The organism is Streptomyces sp. NPDC053750, assembly GCF_044544295.1.
Taxonomy (GTDB): domain Bacteria; phylum Actinomycetota; class Actinomycetes; order Streptomycetales; family Streptomycetaceae; genus Streptomyces.
Genome location: NZ_JBITXB010000004.1, coordinates 208,614 through 234,485, shown reverse-complemented (window position 1 = coordinate 234,485; position 25,872 = coordinate 208,614). Strand labels below are relative to the sequence as shown.

The following is a 25,872-nucleotide window of genomic DNA, read 5'->3' as shown; positions in this document are numbered from 1 at the left end:
TCCACTCAAGTCAGCTGGAGGTTATTCACCATGGCACGTGCGGTCGGCATCGACCTGGGCACGACTAACTCCGTCGTCAGCGTTCTGGAGGGCGGCGAGCCCACCGTCATCACCAACGCCGAGGGCGCCAGGACCACGCCGTCCGTCGTCGCCTTCGCCAAGAACGGTGAGGTGCTGGTCGGCGAGGTGGCCAAGCGCCAGGCGGTCACGAACGTCGACAGGACCATCCGGTCGGTCAAGCGCCACATGGGCACCGACTGGAAGATCAACCTGGACGGCAAGGACTTCAACCCGCAGCAGATCAGCGCCTTCGTGCTGCAGAAGCTGAAGCGGGACGCCGAGGCCTACCTGGGCGAGAAGGTGACCGACGCGGTCATCACCGTACCGGCGTACTTCAACGACGCCGAGCGCCAGGCCACCAAGGAGGCCGGCGAGATCGCGGGCCTCAACGTCCTGCGCATCGTCAACGAGCCGACGGCCGCCGCTCTCGCGTACGGCCTCGACAAGGACGAGCAGATCATCCTCGTCTTCGACCTCGGTGGCGGCACCTTCGACGTCTCGCTGCTGGAGATCGGCGACGGCGTCGTCGAGGTGAAGGCCACCAACGGTGACAACCACCTCGGTGGTGACGACTGGGACCAGCGCGTCGTCGACTACCTGGTCAAGCAGTTCCAGTCCGGTCACGGCGTGGACCTCTCCAAGGACAAGATGGCGCTCCAGCGCCTGCGCGAGGCCGCCGAGAAGGCGAAGATCGAGCTGTCCTCGTCCACCGAGACCTCGATCAACCTGCCCTACATCACGGCCTCCGCCGAGGGCCCGCTGCACCTGGACGAGAAGCTCACCCGCGCCCAGTTCCAGCAGCTGACGGCCGACCTGCTGGAGCGCTGCAAGACGCCGTTCCACAACGTCATCAAGGACGCCGGCATCCAGCTGTCCGAGATCGACCACGTCGTTCTCGTCGGTGGCTCCACCCGTATGCCCGCCGTCGCCGAGCTCGTCAAGGAGCTGACCGGCGGCAAGGACGCCAACAAGGGCGTCAACCCGGACGAGGTCGTCGCCATCGGCGCCGCCCTGCAGGCCGGTGTCCTCAAGGGCGAGGTCAAGGACGTCCTGCTCCTCGACGTCACCCCGCTGTCCCTCGGCATCGAGACCAAGGGCGGCATCATGACCAAGCTGATCGAGCGGAACACGACGATCCCGACCAAGCGCTCGGAGATCTTCACCACCGCCGAGGACAACCAGCCCTCCGTGCAGATCCAGGTCTACCAGGGCGAGCGCGAGATCGCGGCGTACAACAAGAAGCTCGGGATGTTCGAGCTGACCGGTCTGCCCCCGGCGCCCCGCGGCGTCCCGCAGATCGAGGTCGCCTTCGACATCGACGCCAACGGCATCATGCACGTGACCGCGAAGGACCTCGGCACCGGCAAGGAGCAGAAGATGACCGTCACCGGCGGCTCCTCGCTGCCGAAGGACGAGGTCGACCGCATGCGCCAGGAGGCCGAGAAGTACGCGGAGGAGGACCACGCCCGCCGCGAGGCCGCCGAGTCCCGCAACCAGGGCGAGCAGCTCGTCTACCAGACGGAGAAGTTCCTCAAGGACAACGAGGACAAGGTCCCGGGCGAGGTGAAGACCGAGGTCGAGTCCGCCGTCGCCGAGCTGAAGGAGAAGCTCAAGGGCGAGGACACCGCCGAGATCCGCACCGCCACGGAGAAGGTCGCCGCCGTCTCGCAGAAGCTGGGCCAGGCGATGTACGCCGACGCCCAGGCCGCGCAGGCCGCCGGTGGCGAGGCTCCCGGCGCCGGTGCCGGTGACAAGGGTGCCGACGACGACGTCGTCGACGCCGAGATCGTGGACGACGAGCGCAAGGACGGTGCCGCGTGACGGAGGAGACCCCGGGTTTCGACGAGAAGCCCGACGTCCCCTCCGGCGCCACCCCTGACGACGCCGAGCCGCAGGCCGCCTCCGAAGAGGGGGCGGCCCCGGCCGGGGACGCGAGTGAGAACGCGGGCCTGGTGGCCCAGCTGGACCAGGTGCGCACGGCGCTGAACGAGCGCACGGCGGACCTCCAGCGCCTCCAGGCCGAGTACCAGAACTACCGCCGCCGGGTGGAGCGGGACCGCGTCGCGGTCAAGGAGATCGCCGTCGCGAACCTCCTGTCCGAGCTGCTTCCCGTACTCGACGACGTCGGCCGCGCCCGCGAACACGGCGAGCTGGTCGGCGGCTTCAAGTCCGTCGCGGAGTCGCTGGAGACCACGGTGGCCAAGCTGGGCCTCCAGCAGTTCGGCAAGGAGGGCGAGCCCTTCGACCCGACGATCCACGAGGCCCTGATGCACTCCTACGCACCGGACGTCACCGAGACGACGTGCGTGGCGATCCTGCAGCCCGGGTACCGGATCGGCGAGCGCACCATCCGCCCCGCGCGGGTGGCCGTCGCCGAGCCGCAGCCCGGGGCGCAGACGGTCAAGGCCGAGGAGCCGTCCGAGGCGGCCGACGACAAGGAGAGCGGTGGCCCGGAGGAGGGCTGACGTCAGTACAGGAGCCGGAGAGGAGGGACGTCGGGGATGAGCACCAAGGACTTCATCGAGAAGGACTACTACAAGGTCCTCGGCGTCCCCAAGGACGCCACCGAGGCCGAGATCAAGAAGGCGTACCGGAAGCTCGCCCGCGAGTACCACCCGGACGCCAACAAGGGAAACGTCACGGCAGAGGAGCGCTTCAAGGAGATCTCCGAGGCCAACGACATCCTCGGTGACCCCAAGAAGCGCAAGGAGTACGACGAGGCCCGCGCGCTCTTCGGCAACGGCGGCTTCCGCCCGGGGCCGGGCGCGGGCGGCGGCAGCTTCAACTTCGACCTGGGCGACCTCTTCGGAGGCGGCGCCCAGGGCGGGGGCCAGGGCGCCGGCGGCTTCGGCGGCGGGCTCGGCGACGTCTTCGGGGGCCTGTTCAACCGCACCGGCGGCGGTCCCGGCACCGGTACGCGGACCCAGCCGCGGCGCGGCCAGGACATCGAGTCCGAGGTCACCCTGAGCTTCACGGAGGCCATCGAGGGCGCGACGGTCCCGCTGCGGATGTCCTCGCAGGCACCCTGCAAGGCCTGTTCGGGCACCGGCGACAAGAACGGCACGCCGCGCGTGTGCCCGACCTGCGTCGGTACCGGTCAGGTCGCCCGGGGTTCGGGCGGTGGCTTCTCGCTCACCGACCCGTGCCCGGACTGCAAGGGCCGCGGCCTGATCGCGGAGGACCCCTGCGAGGTCTGCAAGGGCTCCGGACGCGCCAAGTCCTCCAGGACCATGCAGGTCCGCATCCCGGCCGGGGTGTCGGACGGGCAGCGCATCCGGCTGCGCGGCAAGGGCACGCCGGGCGAGCGGGGCGGACCGGCGGGTGACCTGTACGTGGTCGTGCACGTCAAGGACCACCCCGTCTTCGGCCGCCGGGGCGACAACCTCACCGTCACCGTCCCGGTCACCTACGCCGAGGCAGCCCTCGGCGGAGAGGTCCGGGTCCCGACCCTGGGCGGCCCTCCCGTCACGCTCAAGCTGCCGGCGGGCACGCCCAACGGGCGCACCATGCGGGCCCGGGGCAAGGGCGCGGTCCGCAAGGACGGCAGCCGCGGCGACCTTCTGGTCACCGTGGAGGTGAGTGTTCCGACGGACCTGACGGGGAAGGCTCGTGACGCGCTGGAGGCGTATCGCGAGGCGACCGCGGACGAGGATCCGCGGGCGGAGCTGTTCCAGGCCGCGAAGGGAGCATGAGGAGATGGACGGTCGTCGACGCAATCCGTATGAACTGACCGAGGACACCCCGGTCTACGTCATCTCGGTGGCGGCCCAGCTCTCCGGCCTGCACCCGCAGACGCTGCGGCAGTACGACCGTCTCGGCCTGGTCTCCCCGGACCGCACGGCCGGCCGCGGCCGGCGCTACTCGGCCCGCGACATCGAACTGCTCCGTCAGGTGCAGCAGTTGTCGCAGGACGAGGGCATCAACCTGGCCGGCATCAAGCGCATCATCGAACTGGAGAACCAGGTCGCCGCCCTCCAGGCCCGGGTGGCGGAGCTGGCCGACGCCCTCGACGGCGCGGCGACGGCGATGCGCCAGCGCGAGGCGGCGGTGCACGCCTCGTACCGGCGCGATCTGGTGCCGTACCAGGAAGTGCAGCAGACCAGCGCCCTGGTGGTCTGGCGTCCCAAGCGGCACGGCCAGTCCACGGACTGAAAGCGGCGACGACGGCCCGGAGGTCCACCAGCCTCCGGGCCCGTTCGCAACGGTGCTGTCTCATTGGTCTAGTACTTCTTGACGATTTCGTGAAGACAGCGTTGGCTTCCTTCACCTGGGTCTCAAGCACCACCCGTGTGTCGGAAGGTAAGCGCAGTGAGCAGCCGTGCCCGTCGTATCGCCATATCCGTGGCCGCGTCCATGATGACTCTTTCGCTGGCCGCCTGCGGGGCGCTCGGCGCGTCGGAGAGCAGCGACGCCGCGAGCCCGGCCAAGGGCAACGACATCACGGTGGGCCTGCTGCTGCCGGAGAAGGCGAACACGCGGTACGAGCAGTTCGACTACCCGTTCTTCAAGGCGAAGGTCGCCGACCTCACCCGTGACCAGGGCGAGGTCAAGTACGCCAACGCCGAGGCGAGCGCGTCCAAGCAGGCGCAGCAGCTGCAGCAGATGATCGACGACAAGGTCGACGTGATCGTCCTGGACGCGGTCGACGCGAAGGCCATCGGGGACGGCGTGCAGAAGGCCAAGGACGCCGGCATCCCGGTCATCGCCTACGACCGGCTGGCCGAGGGCCCGATCGACGCCTACATCTCCTTCGACAACGAGCTGGTCGGCGAGGTCCAGGGCCGCTCCCTCCTCGAGGCGCTCGGCGACGACGCCGACAGCTCCGCCAAGATCGTCATGATGAACGGCTCGCCCACCGACCCGAACGCCAAGCAGTTCAAGGCGGGGGCGCTGTCCGAGCTGAACGGCAAGGTGACGATCGCGCAGTCCTTCGACACCAAGGACTGGAAGGCGGAGAACGCCGAGGCCAACATGGCCGAGGCGATCGGGGAGATCGGCAAGGACAACATCGCGGGCGTCTACTCCGCCAACGACACCATGGCGGGCGGCATCATCGAGGCCCTGGAGGACGCGGGCGTCACCGACCTGCCGCCGATCACCGGCCAGGACGCGGAACTCGCGGCGGTGCAGCGGCTCGTCTCCGGCGAGCAGTACATGAGCGTGTACAAGTCCTACCCGCAGGAGGCCGAGAGCGCCGCGGAGATGGCCGTGGCGCGGGTCCAGGGCCGGGACATCCAGTTCGACGCGCTCGCCCGCGACAAGGTCGACAGCCCCACCCACAAGGGCATCCCGGCCCAGCTCGTCCCCGTCGTCGCCCTGACGCAGGACAACATCAAGGAGACCGTCGTCGCCGACGGCATCTACAAGGTCGGCGACATCTGCACCGCCAAGTACGCGGCGGACTGCGCGGAGATCAAGCTGAAGTAGTCCCGGACCGGTCCCGTGCACTGCCCGGGCACACCGCCCGCAAGGGTGTATTCCGGTCTCCTTCCCGCCCGGAGCCGTGTTGCGGAGCCGGTCCCGGCCGCGCATAGTTGCGCTGCGGAAAGAGCCGGAACCGGGGGTGGGATGGGCGATGGCCGGGCACGGGGCTGAGGAGCATCCACACGGCGCCGACCGGCTGTGCGCGGCCGGGGACCGCGTGTACTCCCGCGCCGTACGCCGCGGCCGGGTGCCGCGCCTGGACGCCGAACCGGTGCCCTGCCTCCTGGAACTGGCCCTGCTGCACCCCGACCCTGACGACATGGACTGGCTGGTGCCGACCTCCCCGCAGGAGGTCATGACGCGGCTGCTGCGGGGGGTCTACGACGAGGTCAGCGCGAGCCAGCGGCGGGTGGGTTCGGCGGTGGAGGCCTTCGAGTGGTACGCGGTCCTGGGCCGCCAGATCCAGACGCCGGCCGGGGCGGAGGGCACGGCGCTGCGGGTGCTGGACGGGCTCTCGCGGATCCAGGCCGCGATGGACGAGGCGACGCAGGCGTGCACGACGGAGGTGCTCACCGTCCAGCCCGGCGGCATCCGGCGTGAGCACGAGCTGTCGGAGGGGCTGCACCGGGCGCTGGCGCTGCGCGGGCGCGGGGTGCGGATGCGGGACCTGTACACGCACGTGGCCCGGCACGGCCAGGGCCTGCTCACCTACCTGGAGCTGATGGGTGACGCGGTGGAGGCCCGCACCCTCGACGAGGTCATCGACCGCCTCATCCTCTTCGACCGCACGGTCGCCTTCATCCCCGCCAACACCGACCGCACGATGGCCCTGGAGCTGCGCCACCCCGCCCTGATCGCCTACCTGGTCACGGTCTTCGAACGCCTCTGGCGCCTCGCGATCCCCTTGACCGCCCCCCTCCCCGACACGGGCATCGAGGGCATCTCCCACCGCGAGCAGTCCATCGCGGCGCTGCTGGCGGAGGGCCACCAGGACGCGGTGATCGCGGAACGCCTGGGCATCAGCGTCCGCACGGCCCGCGCCCACATCGCCCGCCTCTCGGAAACCCTGGGCGCCACCAGCCGCACCCAGTTGGGCGTCCGCATCGCCCAGGCGGGCCTGGACGGCGCGCCCCGGACCGCGTCGGCACCCTCCGCCGTCAGTGTTCCTGGTCGAGAATCCCCGACTGCCCGATGAGGTACCCGAGCTGAGCCCGGCTTTCGCTGCCGAGGGTGGCGGCGAGTTTGGCGATGTGGACGCGTGCGGTGCGGACGTTCATGCCGAGGCGGTCGGCGATGTCGGTGTCGGTGTGTCCTTCGATGAGGAGCGCGGCTATGGCGCGTTGGCGGTGGGTGACACCTCCCGGCGACGGTCGTCGGACCGAGTCGGGGTGCATGGGGGTCGCCAGGCGCCACAGGCGGTCGAAAGTGGTGAGGAAGTACGAGATCAGCGCGGGATGGCGAACCTCGAGGGCCATGGTTCGGTCGGTGTTGGCGGGGATGTAGGCGACCGTGTGGTCCACGATGATGAGGCGCTCGGTGATCTCGTCGAGGGTGCGGGCCTCCACGTCACCGGACAGACGCTCGTACCGGGCGACCACCGTGGGGGCGTGGCGCAGCGTGTGCTGGTAGAGGGTGCGAATGCGGCCACCCCGGTCGAGCAGGGCCTGATCCCGTGCCAGGGCGACCTCGTGTACACGGGGATGCGGACCGATGTGCGTGCTGTGGGGTTGGATGGTCAGGACCTGATCCGTGGCCACCGCCATGACCTCCCCGATCGTCCGGTCGATGCGCTCCTTGCCGCTGAGCAGTCTCAACGTGGAGGTATCCCCGGTCACGATGTGCGACGAGCTGCGTATGAGCGCCGCGAAGGACTCGGTGAGCTGTTCTTCCCTGCGACGCTCGTCGGCGATGCGCTCCTGTGAGGCACGCAGCAACCGATGCAGTGCGACGGTCGGAGGTACGGGCCCGAGCAGGTCCGCGTCGTCGAAGGTTGGCTGCAGGAGCCCGAAGTCGATGAGGCAGGGCGTCGCATCGGCCTCCGACACGGTCGCGTGTCCTTTGCGCAGTGCCTGGGTGTACAGCTCGAGCCCTGCCTCGCACAGCTCTTCCGGTCCGTGGTGGTGCGCCCGATCGGTCACGCGTGGCTGCCTCCTCCCAGGTCCCGGTGGTCCTCCTCCAGAATTCCCGACTGGGCTATGAGGTAGCCGAGCTGGGCACGGCTGCCGCTGCCGAGGGCTTGGGCCAGTTTCGCTATGTGGGCCCGGCAGGTGCGTACGTTCATGCCCAGGCGGCGGGCGATGGCCTCGTCCACGTGGCCCTCGACCAGCAGCTTGGCGATGGAATGCTGAATCTCTGTGATGCCGTCGGGCGCGGTCTCGTAGGGAGCGCCCGTACTCAACGGAACCGCGCGGGACCACATGAACTCGAACACTTTGATCAGGTACCGGACGAGCCCCGGGTGACGGAGTTCCAGGGCCACCTGGCGATCGTCACGCGTGGGAATGAAGGCCACGGACTCGTCGCAGATGATGAGTCGCTCCACCAACTCGTCGATGGTCCGGTACTCGACCTTGCCGTCCGAGAACTGGGAGACGTAGCCCAGCGTTTCCGGGCTGTACCGCGCCGTGTGCTGGTAGAGAGTCCTGATGCGCACTCCGCGTTCGAGCAGGGGTCTGTCGCGCTCCAGGCCTTGCAGGAGGGTGTGCTCCAGGCGGCGGCTGCTCGGCTGCACCGTGAGCATTTCCGACCGGCACTCGGCCGTGGCCAGGTCGAGTGCCGCGTTGATGCGGTCGAGACCTTCGAGGACCGTGATCGAGTGAGTGCTGGTAGTGGCGTGCGCACCGAGCGCCAGGAACGGTTCGAAGGCGTCTGCCAGGTCGATGGACAGCCGCCGGCGTTCGGCGATCTCCCGCTCGATCATGTTGAGTCGTTGCGCGAGCGCGACCGACGGGGGTACGGGGCGCAGCCAGTTCGCGTCGTCCGGATCCGGATGGAGAAGCGCGAATTCCATCAGGCAGGGGATGGCATCCGCATCTCCGCGGGCGACGCGCCCCGTGCGCAGGGCGGTCGCGTAGAGAAGGCCCCCCTCCTCGCACAGTTCGGACATCGCATGGGGATGTGGTGTTTTAGTCCGATTCGTTGTCAAATCTCCACCCCCCAGGGTCCTGAACATGCAGGAACATGATGCACTGATTGTGTGGCCATGACGTGCCCGAATGAGCCATCGTCTTGTTCGACGGGGGAAGAGGGGACCATCAAGTGAGGACGAAGCCGATTATGCGCAACAAATTGCTTCGCTCGGTGCTTGCCGTCGCCTTCTCCGCCGTCGTGGCCGTCGGTGCGCTGACCGGTCTCTCTGGCGTGAAGGTTGACACTCGGGCGGACAGTACCTGGGGAATGACTGCTTCCACGGTTGCTCCGGCGGTAACCGAGGCGGCGCCCACCCCCCTCGGTGAAGACGACAGCACTTGGGGCTGACTGATGACCACTCCACCCGACGACCGCTCCTTCCGTCGTGAAATGGCCACCGCCTACCGTTCCGGCTGGCACTTCATCGATCTGGTCACCGCGATCCCCCACTCCGGTGACTCCCTGATGGTGACCGTCTTCGGAGAGCCGGTCGTCGTCACGCTGGACGAGGACGGCGACGTACGGGCGTACCGGTGTCTGCGGCGGCCTCGGGGGGCGCCGCAGCCCGTGCGGTGTGCCATCCGTTACGGAATGATCTTTGTGAACCTGGACCAGAGGGACCACCGGCTCGCCGGGCCGGAGCCCTCCGAAGTGAGGACCATCTCGGCCACCCCCCGCAGTGCCTGACGCGATTCCCCCGTCGTAACAAATCGCTCAGGTGCTTCCCCCCGGCAGCGGCGTCACCGTGACCTGAACACGGTGACGCCGCTGTCGTTTGCGGTGACATTTCGGGTATCGGGCCTGCTTCGCGCTGGCTGAAAAGGCACTCGCGCGACCCTGCCCTGCCGCGAGGTGGGGTTCGGTGTCGTCGGGGGCCGGGTATCCGGCCCGCGTCGCTTCCTTGAGTGGAATAGACTCAACTTTGTGTACGTTGTCTGAGTCAGCACTGGGAGACATGGAAGACGCGGCCGGACCGCCGACGGCCGATGCGAGGAGGGAAGCCAGAACGTGGACGCCGAGCTGACCAACCGGAGCCGGGACGCGATCAACGCGGCCAGCAACCGGGCCGTGACCGAGGGGCACGCCGACCTCACCCCCGCCCACCTGCTCCTGGCTCTGCTCCAGGGGCAGGACAACGAGAACATCACCGACCTGCTCGCCGCCGTCGAGGCCGACCTCGCGGCCGTGCGCTCCGGCGCCGAGCGCATCCTCGCGGGGCTGCCCAGCGTGACCGGGTCCACGGTCGCACCGCCGCAACCCGGCCGTGAGATGCTCGCCGTGGTCGCCGACGCCCAGGCCCGCGCCAAGGAGCTCGGGGACGAGTACCTCTCCACCGAGCACCTGCTCCTCGGCATCGCCGCGAAGGGCGGCGCGGCCGGTGAGGTACTGGAGGGGCAGGGAGCCAGTGCGAAGAAGCTGCAGGAGGCCTTCCGCAAGGCGAGGGGAGGACGCCGCGTGACCACCGCGGACCCCGAGGGCCAGTACAAGGCGCTGGAGAAGTTCGGCACCGACCTCACCGCGTCCGCCCGCGAGGGCAGGCTCGACCCCGTCATCGGGCGGGACCAGGAGATCCGGCGCGTGGTGCAGGTGCTCAGCCGGCGCACCAAGAACAACCCCGTCCTCATCGGTGAGCCCGGTGTCGGCAAGACCGCCGTCGTCGAAGGGCTCGCCCAGCGGATCGTCAAGGGGGACGTGCCCGAGTCGCTGAAGAACAAGCGGCTGGTCGCGCTCGACCTGGGCGCGATGGTCGCCGGCGCCAAGTACCGGGGCGAGTTCGAGGAGCGGCTGAAGACCGTCCTCGCGGAGATCAAGGACTCCGAGGGGCAGATCATCACCTTCATCGACGAGCTGCACACCGTCGTGGGGGCCGGGGCCGGCGGGGACTCCGCCATGGACGCCGGGAACATGCTCAAGCCCATGCTCGCGCGCGGTGAGCTGCGCATGGTCGGCGCGACGACCCTCGACGAGTACCGCGAGCGGATCGAGAAGGACCCCGCCCTGGAGCGGCGCTTCCAGCAGGTGCTCGTCGCCGAGCCGACCGTCGAGGACTCCATCGCCATCCTGCGCGGACTCAAGGGGCGGTACGAGGCGCACCACAAGGTGCAGATCGCGGACAGCGCCCTGGTGGCCGCCGCCAGTCTGTCCGACCGGTACATCACCTCCCGCTTCCTGCCCGACAAGGCCATCGACCTCGTCGACGAGGCCGCCTCCCGGCTGCGCATGGAGATCGACTCGTCGCCCGTCGAGATCGACGAACTGCAGCGTGCCGTCGACCGGCTGAAGATGGAGGAGCTGGCGATCGGCAAGGAGACCGACGCCGCCTCGCTCGAACGCCTGGAGCGGCTGCGGCGCGACCTCGCCGACAAGGAGGAGGAGCTGCGCGGCCTCACCGCCCGCTGGGAGAAGGAGAAGCAGTCCCTCAACCGGGTCGGCGAGCTGAAGGAGAGGCTCGACGAACTGCGCGGGCAGGCCGAGCGCGCCCAGCGCGACGGCGACTTCGACACCGCCAGCAAGCTGCTGTACGGCGAGATCCCGACCCTGGAGCGGGACCTGGAGGCCGCCTCCGAGGCCGAGGAAGAGGTCGCCAAGGACACCATGGTCAAGGAGGAGGTCGGCGCCGACGACATCGCCGACGTCGTCGCCTCCTGGACCGGCATCCCCGCCGGGCGGCTGATGGAGGGCGAGACGCAGAAGCTGCTGCGGATGGAGGACGAGCTCGGCAAGCGGCTGATCGGCCAGACCGAGGCCGTACGGGCCGTGTCCGACGCCGTACGGCGCAGCCGGGCCGGGATCTCCGACCCGGACCGGCCGACCGGGTCGTTCCTCTTCCTCGGCCCCACCGGTGTCGGCAAGACCGAGCTGGCCAAGGCGCTCGCCGACTTCCTCTTCGACGACGAGCGGGCCATGGTCCGCATCGACATGAGCGAGTACAGCGAGAAGCACAGCGTTGCCAGGCTCGTGGGCGCCCCGCCCGGATACGTGGGATACGAGGAGGGCGGCCAGCTCACCGAGGCCGTGCGGCGTCGGCCGTACACCGTCGTGCTGCTCGACGAGGTGGAGAAGGCGCACCCCGAGGTCTTCGACATCCTGCTCCAGGTGCTGGACGACGGGCGCCTCACCGACGGGCAGGGCCGCACCGTCGACTTCCGCAACACGATCCTGGTCCTCACCTCCAACCTGGGCAGCCAGTACCTGGTCGACCCGATGACCGGCGAGGCGGAGAAGAAGCAGCAGGTCCTGGAGGTGGTCCGGGCCTCCTTCAAGCCGGAGTTCCTCAACCGGCTCGACGACCTCGTGGTCTTCTCGGCGCTGAGCAAGGGCGAGCTGAGCCGGATCGCGCGGCTCCAGATCGACTCGCTCGCCCGGCGGCTCGCCGAACGCCGCCTGAGCCTGGAGGTCACGGACGACGCCCTGGCCTGGCTGGCCGACGAGGGCATGGATCCGGCCTACGGGGCGCGCCCGCTGCGCCGCCTCGTCCAGACCTCGATCGGCGACCGGCTCGCCCGGGAGATCCTCGCCGGTGAGATCAAGGACGGCGACACGGTCCGTGTGGACCGCTTCGGCGACGAGCTGATCGTGGGTCCGGCGAGCGGCAAGACGCTCTAGGGACGGCGAGGTGCTGCGGCCCGTCACCCCGGGTGGGTGGCGGGCCGCAGCGCGTTGCACCGCCGGGGCAGGTGTGCGCTGGCCCGCCCTGGACACCCGGACGGTGCGTGCGGAAGGCGGCGCCGCGGTGGACCCGGCGTCCACCCGACCGGCCGGATCCTGTCAGCCCAGGGCTGACATGATCCCGGCGGGCTTGCCACGCCCCTCCCCGCATGGGGGAGGATGGCCAGATCCGTACGAAGGGAAATTCACGGTGAGCATCGACCCGTCCTCGATTCCGAACTTCGGGGGCCAGCCCGAGCCGCAGCCCCAAGGACCGGCGGGCCCCGTCGTCCCGGATCAGGATCTTGTGAAGCAGCTCCTCGAACAGATGGAGCTGAAGTACGTCGTCGACGACGAGGGCGACCTCGCGGCGCCGTGGGAGCAGTTCCGTACGTACTTCATGTTCCGCGGCGAGGGGGACCAGCAGATCTTCTCGGTGCGGACGTTCTACGACCGGCCCCACCAGATCGACGAGAAGCCGCAGCTGCTGGAGTCGGTCGACGACTGGAACCGGCGCACCCTGTGGCCCAAGGTGTACTCCCACACCCATGACGACGGCACGGTCCGCCTGATCGGCGAGGCGCAGATGCTGATCGGCATGGGCGTCAGCCTGGAGCACTTCGTCTCCTCGACGGTCAGCTGGGTGCGGGCCGCCATCGAGTTCGACCGGTGGCTCGTGGAGCAGCTCGGCCTGGAGCAGGAGGTCAACGAGGCGGACAAGCCCGACGACGAGGACGGCGAGTAGTCCACCTCGTCCGACAGCCCGTCCGACGAGCCCGGCCCCGGTGCGACACCGGGGCCGGGCTCTCGCCTTTCACCCCGCGAGCGCCTTGAGGCGCCGCACCGCTTCCTCCAGCACCGTCGTCCGCTTGCAGAACGCGAAGCGGACGAACGGGGCCCCCGCCTCCCGGTGGTCGTAGAAGACGGCGTTGGGGACGGCGACGACCCCGGCGCGTTCCGGCAGGCCGCGGCAGAAGGCGAAGCCGTCGCTCTCGCCGAGGGGGCGGATGTCGGTCGTGACGAAGTAGGTCCCGGCAGGGCGGTAGACGCCGAAGCCGGCCTCCTCCAGGCCCGTCGCCAGCAGGTCCCGCTTGGCCCGCATGTCGTCCCGGAAGGCGGCGAAGTAGGAGTCGGGCAGCGCGAGGGCCTCGGCGACGGCGTACTGGAAGGGGCCCGAGGCCACGTACGTCAGGTACTGCTTGGCCGAGCGGACCGCCGTGACCAGCGCGGGGTCGGCGGTGATCCAGCCGACCTTCCAGCCGGTGAACGAGAACGTCTTGCCGGCCGAGCCGATGGTCACCGTGCGCCCGCGCATCCCCGGGAAGGTCGCCAGCGGGATGTGCCCGGCCTCGTCGAAGACCAGGTGCTCGTAGACCTCGTCCGTCACCACCAGCAGGTCCCGCTCCACGGCCAGCTCGGCGACCGCCGCCAGTTCCTCGCGGGTCAGGACCGTGCCCGTCGGGTTGTGCGGGGTGTTCAGCAGCAGCAGGCGGGTGCGGTCGGTGACCGCGTCGCGCAGCTCGTCGAGGTCCAGGCGGAACGTGCCCTCGTGCGGGCGCAGCGTCACCGGCACGCGCGTGCCGCCCGCCATCGCGATGCAGGCCGCGTACGAGTCGTAGTACGGCTCCAGGGCGACGACCTCGTCGCCGGGCTCCAGCAGGGCCAGCAGCGCGGCGGCGATGGCCTCCGTGGCGCCGGCGGTGACCAGGACCTCGGTGTCCGGGTCGTAGGACAGCCCGTAGCGGCGGCGCTGGTGGTCGGCGACGGCGGCGCGCAGCTCGGGGACGCCGGGGCCCGGCGGGTACTGGTTGCCGCGTCCGTCGCGCAGCGCCCGTACGGCGGCCTCCCGGATCTCCTCGGGGCCGTCGGTGTCCGGGAAGCCCTGGCCCAGGTTGATCGCCCCGGTCCGCACGGCCAGGGCGGACATCTCGGCGAAGATCGTCGTCCCGAACTCGGCGAGCCGGCGGTTCAGGAGGGGGCGGGCACTGGAGCTCATGGGGGTCATGGCGGTCATCCTGCGCCGAAGCTCTGGAGTTCCTCAACTCTGCTTTGGGGCGTGGCGGCGAGGGGCATCTCCCGTTCACGCAACGAGCGAGGCACCCAACGGGGGGCGCTTCGGGGGACCTTCCGGGCGCGTGCGCCCGGGGACGGAAGGAGGGTGACGCCATGGTGATCGGCATCATCCTGATCGTGGTCGCGGCCCTGGTGATCAGGGCGGTCGTGGTGAGCCGGCGTGCCTCGCCCGCCGTCCGCAGGAGGGGCGGCCGGCGGTCGGCGAGCGGGGGCGGCGGCAGCAGCAGCGCCAGCGGCAGCTGGTGGGCCGGGGACAGCGGGTCGTCCTCGGGCGGACACCACTCGAGCCACTCCTGCGGTGGCGGCTCGTCCTGCGGAGGCGGGTCGTCCTGCGGGGGAGGGGGCGGTGGCGGCGGATGCGGTGGAGGCGGCTGACACGGGGCAGCCGAGCTCCATCCAGGGGGAACCGCATCCCCGCCACGGGGGCCCGCGCCTGGGAGCGGGCCCCGCGTCCCACCACGAGCGCCCGCCGGGAATCACACCCGGCGGGCGCTCTCGCGCTCCGGCGCGCGCATTGCGGTCGGGATGTGCGCCCTGGTTGAACAGTTGAGCTGAGGAGCCCTCTGAGGGATGGAAACCGCACGAAGTTGGGTAAAAAAGCTGTGGCGGCGCCACCGTTCGTGATTCCCTCTCCATCACCAACGCAGCCCCTCGGACGACCTGTTGACCCCCCTCCAGACCGGCCGACTGGGCTGACCGGGCCGCACCCCCGGCCGTGACCGGGGCGCGCAGGTCCCACACCCTCCTTCTTCTTGTGTGCTTGCGGAGCCGATCCATGCTCACGACCCTGAAAACCGCCTACACCGACACGCGCGCCGACGACCTCGCCTGGGCCCTGGGGCGCGAGCCGCTGCCCGCGCTCGCCAGTCTGGACCTCGAACTGACGAGCGCGAAGCTGCAGCTGAGACTCCTCGGCGCCTCCCACCAAGTCCTGCTCGAGGAGGAACGGGGCAGCTGTTCGGAGACGGTGGCGTGCATCGCCGGCAGCAGCACCCCGCTCCCGCTGGGCGTCGCCAAGCGGGTGGGCGACTGGGAGTACGAGTTCGCCGCCCGGGTGGAGGTGCTGACGCCCGGCTCCTTCGCCGGCCGCGCCCAGGAACTGCTCGCCCTGGTCGCCGACCATCCGCACGGCCTGGCCGGCGTCTTCCCGGGCAGCCCGCACGCCTTCACGGCGCTGCTGGCCCACCGGCACGAGGGGCAGGTGCACTGGCGCACCTGGCACGCCTATCCGCAGGACGGCCAGCTGGTGTCGACCCGCACCCGGGTGGGCGTCCGGGTGCCGACGGCGCAGCTCAGCCCCTCCGGGGTGTGAGCGGGGCGCACCCCGGGCGGGCCGTGGGGCGAACCGCCGGGTAAACCTGCGCCGCCCAACGGATCGTCAGTTTCACACGTGTGGGTGACGAAGCGCAGTGCGGGAGTGACGTAACGTCACTGCGTGATCGAACAGCACGCTCCCGCCCCGTCCGGCACTCCGCCGTCCTGGGGCGGTTCCGGCGGCCCGGCCGGCCCCGCCCGTCCCGGAGGTCCCGCCCGTCCCGGAGGTCCGGCGCGGCTGCCCGTACGGCCGGGCGTCGGGCGGTTCCTGGTCCTGGCGGGCGTGTTCGTCTGCGCGGCGTGCGGGCTCGTGTACGAACTCGAACTCGTCGCCCTCGCCTCGTACCTGATCGGCGACTCGGTCACCCAGGCGTCCGTCGTCCTGTCCGTCATGGTCTTCGCGATGGGCCTCGGCTCGCTCGCCGCCAAACGGCTGCGCCGCCTGGCCGCGGCCGGCTTCGGCGCGGTCGAGGCGGTCCTCGCCCTCGTCGGCGGCTCCAGCGCCATGGTGCTGTACGCCTGCTTCGCCTGGACCGGCGGCTGGGGCGGCCTGTGGGCCGACGGCCCGCGCATCCTGCTGGTCGCCTTCTCGCTCACCATCGGCGTGCTGATCGGCGCCGAGGTGCCGCTGCTGATGGAGCTGATCCAGCGCGTCCGCCGCCAGGACCCGGGCGGCGCCGTCGCCGACCTGTTCGCCGCGGACTACGTCGGCGCGCTCGTCGGCGGCCTCGCCTTCCCCTTCGTCCTGCTGCCCTTCCTCGGCCAGCTCACCGGCGCGCTGCTCACCGGCACCGTCAACGCGGTCGTCGGCGCCGCCCTGGTCCTGGGGCTGTTCCGGCGGGACCTGACCCGCCGGGCCCGCTGGCTGCTGCTGACCGCCAACGCCGTCGTGCTGGCACTCCTGGGTACGGCGACCGTCCTCGCCGACGACTTCGAACGCGCCGCCCGGCACGCCGTGTACGGCCAGGAGGTCCGCGTGGCCGTCCGGACCGACGTGCAGGAGGTCGTCCTCACCGGTGACACCGACGGGCGGTCCCTCGACCTGTTCCTGGACGGCCGGCTCCGGGTCTCCGGCAGCGACGAGCGGCGCTACCACGAGGCGCTGGTGCACCCCGCCATGAGCGGCCCCCACGCGCGCGTGCTGATCCTCGGCGGCGGTGACGGCCTCGCCGCCCGGGAGGTGCTGCGCCACCCGGACGTGCGGCGGGTCGACGTCGTCGAGGTCGACCCCGGGCTGGCCCGGCTGGCCCGGCACGACCCCGGCCTGTCCACGCTGAACGAGCACGCCTACGGCGACGCCCGGCTCCACGTCACCACGGCGGACGCCTTCCGCCGCATGCGCGCGACGTCCACCGCGACGTACGACGTGGTGATCTCCGACCTGCCCGACCCGGGCATCACGGCCAGCACCAAGCTGTACTCGCAGGAGTTCTACGGCCTGCTGCGGCGGGTGCTCGCCCCCGACGGGCGGCTGGTGGTCCACGCGGGCCCGGTCTCCGCCCGCCCCCGCGCCTTCTGGACGGTGGACGCCACGCTCCGCGCGGCCGGCCTGCCCACCGCCGCCTACCGCGTCGGCGCCCGCGACGCCGGCTTCGCGCCGGGCCCCGACCGCACGGCCGCCACCCCCCACGCCCCCCGTGACTGGGGCTTCCTCCTGGCCGCGCGTAAGCGCCCCACCCTGCGCCTCGACCCGACGGCCCCCCGTCCGCACACCCTCACGCCCGGCTCCCTGGCCCGGGACGCCCGCGCCGCGTCCCGCACCCGGATCCCCGGCCTGCCGCCCTCGACGCTGGTGCACCCGCGCTACTGACCGTTCCTAATCAGTGGGCAGGAGTGAGTCTTGGACCCATTCCTGCACGCTGCGGACATCCCGAACGGTTTTGGATGTCCTGGTCGCCCGCGTACTCGCCGCGTCCGGCGGCACGGATCGTGTCCGTGGTCCGGGGATGCGGGGGCGGGGTCCCTCGCGCCCAGGGGCACGCCGGTCGGCCTGGACGGTCCGATGCCCGTGCACATCGCTCTGGTGTGCACGGGGCGGTGTCGTCCGTCGCCGGATCGGGTGTCCCTGGGCGCGTCGTCCGATCGCGATGCTCGCGGCATCGTGCCGGGTGGTCTTACGGGTGGGGCCGGCCGTGGGCTTTTGCCAGTGCTGGGCGCCCCACTTGCTGGTGTAGGCGGGGTCCACGGCGATGATTGCGATACCTGTGGCGTCGGCCATGGACGTCAGCCGGGCGCGGAGCCTGCCGGTCGGCATGCCGGAGATCAGCTGCCGGAATCGGCGCTTGTTCCCGTACTTCTCTCTGGTTTTCTCGGCCTGGAAGTCGAGGTCTTCGACCGCGATGGCCTTGACGCCGCAGGTCTTGGCCCAGTGCAGCAACTGCGTGAGGGCGTGCCGGATCTGGGCGTCGCGGTGCTGGGTGTTGCCGGACAGGTCGTAGAGGAACCGGCGTGGCCGGCCGGTCGGGTTGCCGTGCGTGTCCAGGCACCATGCGGCGAGGTGGTCGGCATTGGTGTCCACGCCGATCACGCCATCGGTGAGGGCAGCTTCCAGGGGGATGGTCCGGGTGGGTGGGATCTGCCAGGAGGCGTCCACATACCAGCGCCCGCGCCTCGTGTCGTAGTGGATGCGGTAGGCCACCGCACGGTTGGCCTCCACACGGTCGGCCCACTCCTGCCCCCGGTGAGGGAACCGCACCTGCGCGGCGAGTACGTACCGGCCGTGCCTGGCGTTCGCCAGGCCGGCGAGCGGGGCCGGGAGCTTGATCGACACTTCGCCCTCGGGCGTGATGCGGATCGTCTCGTTGCCGAACCTCTTCCCCGACTCGCCGTCTGCCTTCAGGAACCAGCGCTCGGCTTCCCACCGCTCACGCCACTCGGCCTCGGCCGGTTCCGCCTTGTCGAGGTGGTGGCGGGCGCCCAGCAGACGTTTGCCGCCCCGCACGACATGCACCCGGCCCGCTTCCCGGTCGGCCCGGACCTGCTCGAGGCGGCCCTCCAGCACCTGCAGCCGTCGCGTCTTGTGGAACCACTCGTGCGCACAGCGGTAGCCGCCCGGTGCCCGCTTCGTGCCCTTCTGGCCGACCGGCAGCGACAGCCGGCGCCGGATCGTCGTGATACCGGCTTCGAGGGACTGTACGTGTGCGGCCTGGCCGCGCCGGGCGAGTGCCCACTGGTCATGCGTGGCCTTCGTGATCGACCCGGCCCACCGGGACGACGACTCGACCGTCAGATCCCGCTTACGGACCGCCCATGACTCGGTGGAGTGCTCCAGGCCGTCCATGCAACGCGCTTTGAGGTCCTTCGAGGCGAGCGAGCCCAGGTGCGCGCCCACCAAGCGCAGAACCTTGTCATCCTCGGCCGTGAGGTCCTTGAGCCTGGTACGTACTGCCAAACCGGACGGTCCGGGAGCGACGAACGGTGCGGCGATCGGGCGGGGGTCAGCCATGTTCGGCGGCTTCCAGTGCCTTGCGGGCGCGGTTCTTCGCTGACCTGCGCCCGTACAGGCGGGCACAGAACGAGGTCAGCACCTCCACGGTGTCCCGCACCAGGTCGTCTTCGACCTCACCCTCGTCCAGCACCAGCAGGCGACGGCCCGTCGCGGATAAAGCGGCCTCGACAAGCTCGACGTTCATCCGGCCGAGCCGGTCCTTGTGCTCGACCACCACACAGGTCACGTGTGGGTCGGCCAGCAGACGGCGGGCCTTGGAACGGCAGCCGTTCACACCGGAAGCGATCTCCGCCTCGACACGAACGACTCGGTGACCGGCCTTGACCGCCCACGCCGACAGCCGAGCCACCTGGCGTTCCAGATCACTCTGCTGCCCGTGCGAGGACACACGGGCATACAGGCCCAGACCGCCGACGGCCCCGGGCGTGGTGTTCGCGTCGATGTTCACCAGGATTGTGCGCGGCCCGACCCGCTGAGCCGGTACCGGCAAGATCCCCTCCCGGAACCAGCGATACGCGGTCTGCGGATGCACGCCCTGCGTCTTCGCCCATTCCGTCAGATTCACGCACTGACAACGACACTCACTCATACATGGTTACGCTCACTCACCCGACGTCGAGGACCAGCAGGTAGAGCCCCCGCCGTGCCCGTCTCTCCCCTCGTCACGTCGTACGACCCCGTGCGGCGGCCCGCCCCTCCCCCGGGTACGGACGGGCCGCCCCACCCCCTGTGGATCGTTCGCACCGAGAACCTATGACCGCTCCGCCCGCCCCGAATCCCGCGGTGGGTGGATACGGAAGCCAACCCTGCGCGGTAGGCCGACCGGTTCCTGCAACTTCCGCGGTACGGCGGAAGGATGACGCCGCCGCCCGGCGACCGGACCTACGCTGCGGTGATGCGCCTGCACCCGCTGGCCGCCGACGGCCTGATCGCCGCGGCGCTGACGACCGTGGCCGTCCTGCTCGGCACCGAGGCCGTCGCCCAGGGGTGGCCCGCGCTCGACCCGCTCGCCTGGACGCTCGTCGCCCTGCTGAGCCTCCCGCTCGCCCTGCGCACCCGCGCCCCGGTCGCCGTCTGCCTCGCCGTCCACGCCTGCTGGGCGGTCTACGTCACCCTCGGCTACTGGCCGGTCGTCGGCTCCTTCGGCCCCATGCTCGCCGTCTACACCGTGGCCTCCCTGCGCCCCACCCGCACCGCCGCCGCCTGCGCGGCCCTGCTCGCCGGCGTCTGGATCTACGCCGGAGTGGTCAGCGACGCCGAGGCGATGGCGTCGGTCGTCGGACAGGCCCTGGGCTTCCCCCTGGTGCTGTGGCGGTTCGGCTACGTCGCCCGCCGGACCGCCGAACTCACCTTGCAGGTCCGTGCCGAACAGGCCGAACGCGCCCGGCGCGAGGTGGCCGGGGAGCGCGTGCGGATCGCCCGTGAGCTGCACGACGTGGTCGCCCACCACATCGCCGTCATCAACGTGCAGGCCGGACTGGCCCGATTCGTCTTCCACTCCGACGCCCGCACCGCGCGCGACGCCCTGGACGCCATCGAGGGGGCCAGCGGCGAGGCCCTCGCCGAACTGCGCCGGATGCTCGGCCTGTTGCGCGCCGACGGCGTCCAGGGCGCGGACGGCGCCCCCGCGCCCGGCCTCGACCAGCTCGACGAGATGGTCACCCGGGTGCGTGCCGGTGGCGTGGGCGTGGAACTGCGCGTCACGGGCACTCCGCGCGCCCTGCCGCCCGGCGTGCAACTGTGCGTGTACCGGGTGGTGCAGGAGGCCCTGACCAACGTGCTCAAGCACGCGCCCGGCGCGCAGGCGTCCGTCGAACTCGCCTACCGCGCGGGTGAGATGACGGTGTCGGTGACCGACGACGGGCACGGGGGCGGCCCGGGGGCCGGGCAGCGGGAGGGGGTGGATTCGGCCACAATCCCCGAGCGCGGCGGCCACGGCTTGATCGGGATGCGGGAGCGGGCCAAGCTCTACGGCGGGACGATCGTCGTCGGCCCGCGCAGCGAGGGGGGATTCGGCGTGCGCCTGACCCTGCCGACGCCGGTACAGACCGCACGCCGGGGAGACGCCGGCAGGGAATGACCGACGCAGACCGCCCGACAGACCGCCCGACAGACGGCACGATCAGACTGCTGGTCGTCGACGACCAGTTCCTCGTCCGCAGCGGACTGGCCGCGCTGCTGCGCGCCGCCCCCGGGATGCAGGTCGTCGGCGAGGCGGCCGACGGCGCCGAGGCGGTGGCCCTGGCCGCGCGGACCCGGCCGGACGTCGTCCTGATGGACATCCGCATGCCCGGCATGACCGGCATCCAGGCCACCGAGCGGATCCTCGCCGAGGCGGTGGACCCCGCGCCCCGCGTCCTGGTCCTGACCACCTTCGACCTCGACGAGTACGTGTACGGGGCCCTGCGCGCCGGCGCCTCCGGCTTCCTGCTCAAGGACGCCGGCCCCGAGCGGCTGCTGGCCGCGGTCACCGCGGTGCACGGCGGCGACGCGCTGTTCGCCCCCGCGGTCACCCGGCGCCTGGTGGAGGCGTTCACACACCTGTCGGACGTGAGCCGGCCCGACCCGTCGGACGCCGGACCGCCGCCCGGCCTGACGACGCTGACCACCCGCGAGGCCGAGGTCCTGAAACTCGTCGCCCGCGGTCTGAGCAACGCCGAGGCCGCCGACCGCCTGTTCATCAGCGAGGCCACGGTGAAGACCCACCTCAACCGCACGATGACCAAGCTGGGCCTGACCAGCAGGGCGCAGGCGGTGGTGATGGCGTACGAGACGGGACTGGTGACGCCGCGGGGCGCGGGAGGCGGCGGGTGACTTTGTGCCGACGGGGGGTGCGGCGGGCGCCCGCTGGGTAGGGTGGCGTGACATGGAGCATGAGGTGTTCGTTCCGGTACCGGCCGAGCGGCTCAGGGACGTGCTGGCCGACCCCGTCCGGGTCGCCCGGGCGGTTCCGGGGCTCCAGCAGGACGCCGGCGCCGAGCCCGTCGCGGGACGGCTGAAGGTGCGTGTCGGCAGCCACTCCATCACCTACCGGGGCTCCCTGCGCGTGTCCGCGCGCGACGACGGGGCGTACGCCGTCGAGGGCGCCGCCACCGAGTCGCGCGGCAGCGGCAAGGTGACGCTCGCGCTCACCTTCCGCGTGGCGGACGCCGACGGCGGCTGCACGCTGGTGGTCGCCGGGACGGCCACGGCGGAGGGACGGGTCACGGAGCTGTCGGCGGACGCGGTGACGTCGTCGGCGACCCGGCTGCTGACCCGCTTCGCGCAGAACCTGGGCACGGCGGCGGAGCAGCGGCAGGAGCAACAGCGGCAGGAGCAACAGGAGCAGAAGCAGGAGCAGCCCGAGGCGGATGCGGAGGCGGAGCCGCGGCACACGTCCGTCTTCGACACCGAGGTCCCGCCGTCCTCCCTCGCGGACACGGACGCGGACATGGCGGCGGACGCGGACACCGAACCCCCCGCCGAGGCCGCGCACGCGCGCCGCACGATGATCGGCCGCAGCGCCGAGGAGGTGGACCACGCCCCGCCGCGCGGCCGGTACGCCCCCGTCCCCGCGCCCCAGACGACCGGGCCCGCCACCCCCCTGCGCTGGGCGGCCCCGGCGGCCGCGCTGGCCGTGGCGTCGGCGATCGTGGTGGGCCGCGCGCTGCGCAGGCGCCACTGAACCGCCCCCCCGGCCCATCGGGTGGGGCACCGTTGATCGCCCCAGTAGGGTCATGGCGTGAGTAACGAACCCATCACGCTGACCGCGGGTGACGCGGAGGCGACCGTGCTGCCGGGCAACGGCGGCCGGATCGGCGGGCTCCGCGTCGGCGGCACGGAACTGCTCCGCCAGGGCGAGCGCTACGGCTGCTTCCCGATGGTCCCCTGGTGCGGACGCATCCGCGAGGGCCGCTTCAGCGACGGCGCCGTGGTCCACCGGATGCCCCTCAACTCCCCGCCGCACGCCATCCACGGCACCGCCCGCGACGGCGCCTGGCGCACCGCCCGCGTCGCCGCGGACGAGGCCGTCATCACGTACGACCTCGTCGACCCGTGGCCCTACTCCGGCCGGGTCACCCAGGTGATCGCGCTCGCCGGGGACGCGCTGACGCTGACGATGTCCGTGGAGACGTACGAGTCGTCCTTCCCGGCGCAGATCGGGTGGCACCCCTGGTTCAACCGCACCCTCGACGGCGCGGACGTGACGATCGCCTTCGACCCCGCCTGGCAGGAGGAGCGCGGCGACGACCACCTGCCCACCGGCAACCGGGTCGCCCCGAAGCCGGGCCCCTGGGACGACTGCTTCGGCATGCCGGACGGCGTCGACGTCACCCTCACCTGGCCGGAGCGGCTGGAGCTGAAGGTGACCAGCCCCGAGCAGTGGGCCGTGGTCTACGACGAGCAGGAGGCTGCCGTCTGCGTGGAGCCGCAGACCGGGCCGCCCAACGGCCTGAACACCCTCCCGCGCCTGGTCACGCCCCTGGAGCCGCTGGAGGCCACCACCACCTGGCGCTGGACCCGGCTCTAAGCTGGTGGGCATGACGGACGTACGTGCGGCGCTGCTGCAGCAGATCAAGGACAAGGCCGTGGTGCACGGCAAGGTGACCCTCTCCTCGGGTCTCGAGGCCGACTACTACGTCGACCTGCGCCGCATCACCCTGGACGGCGAGGCCGCGCCGCTGGTCGGGCAGGTGCTGCTCGACCTGACCGCCGACCTCGACTTCGACGCGGTGGGCGGGCTGACCATGGGCGCCGACCCGGTGGCCGCGAGCATGCTGCACGCCGCCGCCGCGCGGGGCCGCAAGCTGGACGCCTTCGTCGTCCGCAAGGCCGCCAAGGCGCACGGCCTGCAGCGCCGCGTCGAGGGCCCGGACATCAAGGGCCGCCGCGTCCTGGTCGTCGAGGACACCTCCACCACCGGCGGCTCCCCGCTCACCGCCGTCGAGGCCGTGCGTGAGGCCGGTGCCGAGGTCGTGGCCGTCGCGACGATCGTCGACCGGGCGACGGGCGCCGCCGAGAAGATCCAGGACGGCGCCGGGGTGCCGTACCTGTACGCGTACGACAAGGACGAGCTGGGCCTCGACTGAGGCCCCCTCCCGGACCGGGGACGGTCCGGGCGGTCCGGGGGACGGACGTCCACTCGGAGTATCCCGTTTCGTCTGGAAGGATGGGGCCGACGATGACGTCGCCCCCCATGGTCTAGGTCAGGGCCGAAGCACGTATCACGCCCACCCGCACATACAAGGAGCGGACAGATGCCCATCGCAACTCCCGAGGTCTACAACGAGATGCTGGACCGGGCGAAGGCAGGAAAGTTCGCCTACCCGGCCATCAACGTGACCTCCTCCCAGACGCTGCACGCGGCCCTGCGCGGTTTCGCGGAGGCGGAGAGCGACGGCATCGTCCAGATCTCCACCGGCGGCGCCGAGTTCCTGGGCGGCCAGCACAACAAGGACATGGTGACCGGCGCCGTCGCCCTCGCCGAGTTCGCGCACATCGTCGCCGAGAAGTACGACGTCACCGTCGCCCTGCACACGGACCACTGCCCGAAGGACAAGCTCGACGGGTACGTCCGTCCGCTGCTGGCGGTCTCCGAGGAGCGCGTCAAGGCCGGCCGCAACCCGCTCTTCCAGTCGCACATGTGGGACGGCTCCGCCGAGACCCTGTCCGACAACCTGTCCATCGCCGAGGAGCTCCTGGAGCGCGCCCGCGCCGCCAAGATCATCCTCGAGGTCGAGATCACCCCGACCGGCGGCGAGGAGGACGGCGTCTCCCACGAGATCAACGACTCCCTCTACACGACGGTCGACGACGCGATCCGCACCGTCGAGGCCCTCGGCCTGGGCGAGAAGGGCCGCTACCTGCTCGCCGCGTCCTTCGGCAACGTGCACGGTGTGTACAAGCCGGGCAACGTCGTGCTCCGCCCCGAGCTGCTCAAGGAGCTGAACGAGGGCATCGCCGCCAAGTACGGCCAGCCGGCCGGCAGCAAGCCGTTCAACTTCGTCTTCCACGGCGGCTCCGGCTCCACCGAGCAGGAGATCGCGACCGCGCTGGAGAACGGCGTGGTCAAGATGAACATCGACACGGACACCCAGTACGCCTTCACGCGTCCGGTCGTGGACCACATGTTCCGCAACTACGACGGTGTCCTGAAGGTCGACGGCGAGGTCGGCAACAAGAAGACCTACGACCCGCGCACCTGGGGCAAGCTGGCCGAGGCCGGCATGGCCGCGCGCGTCGTCGAGGCCTGCGGTCACCTGCGGTCCGCCGGCCAGAAGATCAAGTAGTCCCGCTCCGTGCGAAGGGCCCGGCACCTCGCGAGGTGCCGGGCCCTTCGTCGTACGCTCGGGGAAGGCGTCAGGACAGAGTCTGCGCCGCCGTCGGCGAGCTGTCCTTCAGGAACTGCGAGCAGCGTTCGTACTCCTCGGTCTCCCCGATCGCCTGCGCCGCGCGGGCGAGGGCGTGCAGGGAGCGCAGGAAGCCGCGGTTCGGCTCGTGCTCCCACGGCACCGGGCCGTGGCCGCGCCAGCCGCTGCGGCGCAGGGAGTCCAGGCCGCGGTGGTAGCCGGTGCGCGCGTACGCGTACGACTCGACCGTCCGGCCGGCCTCGAAGGCCCCGTCCGCGAGCTGCGCCCAGGCCAGGGACGACGCGGGGAACCGGGCGGCGACCTCCGACGGGTCGGCGCCGCCCGCGAGGAGGTCACGCGGTCCGGGGTCGTCGGGGAGGTGGGTCGGCTCCGGTCCGCCGAGCAGGTTCTCGTGAGTTGCCATGGGTTCCAGTCTGCCATCCGGCG

General features: G+C 71.2%; 24 protein-coding genes. 18 read left to right on the top strand and 6 right to left on the bottom strand.

Going from position 1 to position 25,872, the window contains the following annotated elements:
- Positions 1–30: 30 nt before the first annotated feature.
- The 6 genes from dnaK (at position 31) to ACIGO6_RS13710 (ending at position 6,679) form a co-directional block, all read left to right on the top strand.
- Positions 31–1,881, top strand: a complete 1,851-nt coding sequence (gene dnaK, locus ACIGO6_RS13735; RefSeq protein WP_399875237.1) for a molecular chaperone DnaK — start codon at positions 31–33, stop codon at positions 1,879–1,881.
- Positions 1,878–2,525, top strand: a complete 648-nt coding sequence (gene grpE, locus ACIGO6_RS13730) for a nucleotide exchange factor GrpE (protein WP_399875235.1) — start codon at positions 1,878–1,880, stop codon at positions 2,523–2,525. Before dnaK ends, grpE begins: the two co-directional genes overlap by 4 nt.
- A gap of 36 nt (positions 2,526–2,561) precedes the next feature.
- A complete protein-coding gene (gene dnaJ, locus ACIGO6_RS13725) occupies positions 2,562–3,752 on the top strand; it encodes a molecular chaperone DnaJ (RefSeq protein WP_399875234.1) in 1,191 nt (396 codons plus the stop codon).
- A 4-nt stretch (positions 3,753–3,756) separates the two neighbouring features.
- Positions 3,757–4,212: a heat shock protein transcriptional repressor HspR gene (locus ACIGO6_RS13720; protein WP_399875232.1), complete on the top strand. Its 456-nt coding sequence runs from the start codon at positions 3,757–3,759 to the stop codon at positions 4,210–4,212.
- Between the two features lie 156 nt (positions 4,213–4,368).
- Positions 4,369–5,487: a sugar ABC transporter substrate-binding protein gene (locus ACIGO6_RS13715; protein ID WP_399875230.1), complete on the top strand. Its 1,119-nt coding sequence runs from the start codon at positions 4,369–4,371 to the stop codon at positions 5,485–5,487.
- Between the two features lie 148 nt (positions 5,488–5,635).
- Positions 5,636–6,679 (top strand): LuxR C-terminal-related transcriptional regulator, encoded by a 1,044-nt coding sequence (locus tag ACIGO6_RS13710; protein WP_399875228.1) that lies wholly within the window; start codon positions 5,636–5,638, stop codon positions 6,677–6,679.
- Here the strand turns inward: ACIGO6_RS13710 and ACIGO6_RS13705 are convergent.
- Positions 6,642–7,622 carry a LuxR C-terminal-related transcriptional regulator gene (locus ACIGO6_RS13705; RefSeq protein WP_399875226.1) on the bottom strand — a complete coding sequence of 327 codons (981 nt, stop codon included), beginning with the start codon at positions 7,620–7,622 and terminating at the stop codon, positions 6,642–6,644. The genes ACIGO6_RS13710 and ACIGO6_RS13705 overlap by 38 nt on opposite strands.
- A complete protein-coding gene (locus tag ACIGO6_RS13700; RefSeq protein WP_399875225.1) occupies positions 7,619–8,590 on the bottom strand; it encodes a helix-turn-helix transcriptional regulator in 972 nt (323 codons plus the stop codon). The genes ACIGO6_RS13705 and ACIGO6_RS13700 overlap by 4 nt, the downstream gene beginning before the upstream one ends.
- A gap of 374 nt (positions 8,591–8,964) precedes the next feature.
- Here ACIGO6_RS13700 and ACIGO6_RS13695 point away from each other — a divergent pair, with 374 nt between their 5' ends.
- From ACIGO6_RS13695 to ACIGO6_RS13685, 3 genes are all read left to right on the top strand, one after another.
- Complete coding sequence (locus ACIGO6_RS13695) at positions 8,965–9,300, top strand: hypothetical protein (protein ID WP_399875223.1); 336 nt, start codon at positions 8,965–8,967, stop codon at positions 9,298–9,300.
- A gap of 321 nt (positions 9,301–9,621) precedes the next feature.
- Positions 9,622–12,219 (top strand): ATP-dependent chaperone ClpB, encoded by a 2,598-nt coding sequence (gene clpB, locus ACIGO6_RS13690; protein WP_399875221.1) that lies wholly within the window; start codon positions 9,622–9,624, stop codon positions 12,217–12,219.
- Positions 12,220–12,472: 253 nt separating this feature from the next.
- Positions 12,473–13,006: a YbjN domain-containing protein gene (locus ACIGO6_RS13685; protein WP_399875220.1), complete on the top strand. Its 534-nt coding sequence runs from the start codon at positions 12,473–12,475 to the stop codon at positions 13,004–13,006.
- A 69-nt stretch (positions 13,007–13,075) separates the two neighbouring features.
- Here ACIGO6_RS13685 and ACIGO6_RS13680 read toward each other — a convergent pair whose 3' ends face one another.
- On the bottom strand, positions 13,076–14,266 hold the full coding sequence (locus tag ACIGO6_RS13680) for a pyridoxal phosphate-dependent aminotransferase (protein ID WP_399875218.1): 1,191 nt from the start codon (positions 14,264–14,266) through the stop codon (positions 13,076–13,078).
- A gap of 161 nt (positions 14,267–14,427) precedes the next feature.
- Here ACIGO6_RS13680 and ACIGO6_RS13675 point away from each other — a divergent pair, with 161 nt between their 5' ends.
- The 3 genes from ACIGO6_RS13675 (at position 14,428) to ACIGO6_RS13665 (ending at position 17,458) form a co-directional block, all read left to right on the top strand.
- Positions 14,428–14,709: a hypothetical protein gene (locus ACIGO6_RS13675; RefSeq protein ID WP_399875217.1), complete on the top strand. Its 282-nt coding sequence runs from the start codon at positions 14,428–14,430 to the stop codon at positions 14,707–14,709.
- A gap of 400 nt (positions 14,710–15,109) precedes the next feature.
- Positions 15,110–15,646: a DUF2617 family protein gene (locus tag ACIGO6_RS13670; protein ID WP_399875215.1), complete on the top strand. Its 537-nt coding sequence runs from the start codon at positions 15,110–15,112 to the stop codon at positions 15,644–15,646.
- Between the two features lie 123 nt (positions 15,647–15,769).
- Complete coding sequence (locus ACIGO6_RS13665; protein ID WP_399875213.1) at positions 15,770–17,458, top strand: polyamine aminopropyltransferase; 1,689 nt, start codon at positions 15,770–15,772, stop codon at positions 17,456–17,458.
- A gap of 6 nt (positions 17,459–17,464) precedes the next feature.
- Here the strand turns inward: ACIGO6_RS13665 and ACIGO6_RS13660 are convergent, their stop codons facing one another.
- Positions 17,465–19,093, bottom strand: a complete 1,629-nt coding sequence (locus ACIGO6_RS13660) for an IS200/IS605 family accessory protein TnpB-related protein (protein ID WP_399875211.1) — start codon at positions 19,091–19,093, stop codon at positions 17,465–17,467.
- Positions 19,086–19,661, bottom strand: coding sequence for an IS607 family transposase (locus ACIGO6_RS13655; protein ID WP_399875209.1), 576 nt, complete (start codon positions 19,659–19,661; stop codon positions 19,086–19,088). Before ACIGO6_RS13655 ends, ACIGO6_RS13660 begins: the two co-directional genes overlap by 8 nt.
- A gap of 330 nt (positions 19,662–19,991) precedes the next feature.
- Here ACIGO6_RS13655 and ACIGO6_RS13650 point away from each other — a divergent pair, with 330 nt between their 5' ends.
- The 6 genes from ACIGO6_RS13650 (at position 19,992) to fbaA (ending at position 25,365) form a co-directional block, all read left to right on the top strand.
- Complete coding sequence (locus ACIGO6_RS13650) at positions 19,992–21,176, top strand: sensor histidine kinase (RefSeq protein ID WP_399875207.1); 1,185 nt, start codon at positions 19,992–19,994, stop codon at positions 21,174–21,176.
- Complete coding sequence (locus tag ACIGO6_RS13645; protein ID WP_399875205.1) at positions 21,173–21,910, top strand: response regulator; 738 nt, start codon at positions 21,173–21,175, stop codon at positions 21,908–21,910. Before ACIGO6_RS13650 ends, ACIGO6_RS13645 begins: the two co-directional genes overlap by 4 nt.
- Positions 21,911–21,962: 52 nt before the next feature.
- Positions 21,963–22,760 (top strand): SRPBCC domain-containing protein, encoded by a 798-nt coding sequence (locus ACIGO6_RS13640; protein ID WP_399875203.1) that lies wholly within the window; start codon positions 21,963–21,965, stop codon positions 22,758–22,760.
- A 57-nt stretch (positions 22,761–22,817) separates the two neighbouring features.
- Positions 22,818–23,606 (top strand): aldose 1-epimerase, encoded by a 789-nt coding sequence (locus ACIGO6_RS13635; RefSeq protein ID WP_399875201.1) that lies wholly within the window; start codon positions 22,818–22,820, stop codon positions 23,604–23,606.
- A 10-nt stretch (positions 23,607–23,616) separates the two neighbouring features.
- On the top strand, positions 23,617–24,165 hold the full coding sequence (gene pyrE / locus ACIGO6_RS13630; RefSeq protein WP_399875199.1) for an orotate phosphoribosyltransferase: 549 nt from the start codon (positions 23,617–23,619) through the stop codon (positions 24,163–24,165).
- A gap of 168 nt (positions 24,166–24,333) precedes the next feature.
- Positions 24,334–25,365 (top strand): class II fructose-bisphosphate aldolase, encoded by a 1,032-nt coding sequence (gene fbaA / locus ACIGO6_RS13625; protein ID WP_399875197.1) that lies wholly within the window; start codon positions 24,334–24,336, stop codon positions 25,363–25,365.
- Between the two features lie 70 nt (positions 25,366–25,435).
- On the opposite strand, the gene ACIGO6_RS13620 is transcribed toward fbaA, so the two are convergent.
- Positions 25,436–25,849 carry a DUF3151 domain-containing protein gene (locus tag ACIGO6_RS13620; protein WP_399875195.1) on the bottom strand — a complete coding sequence of 138 codons (414 nt, stop codon included), beginning with the start codon at positions 25,847–25,849 and terminating at the stop codon, positions 25,436–25,438.
- Between the last annotated feature and the right edge of the window lie 23 nt (positions 25,850–25,872).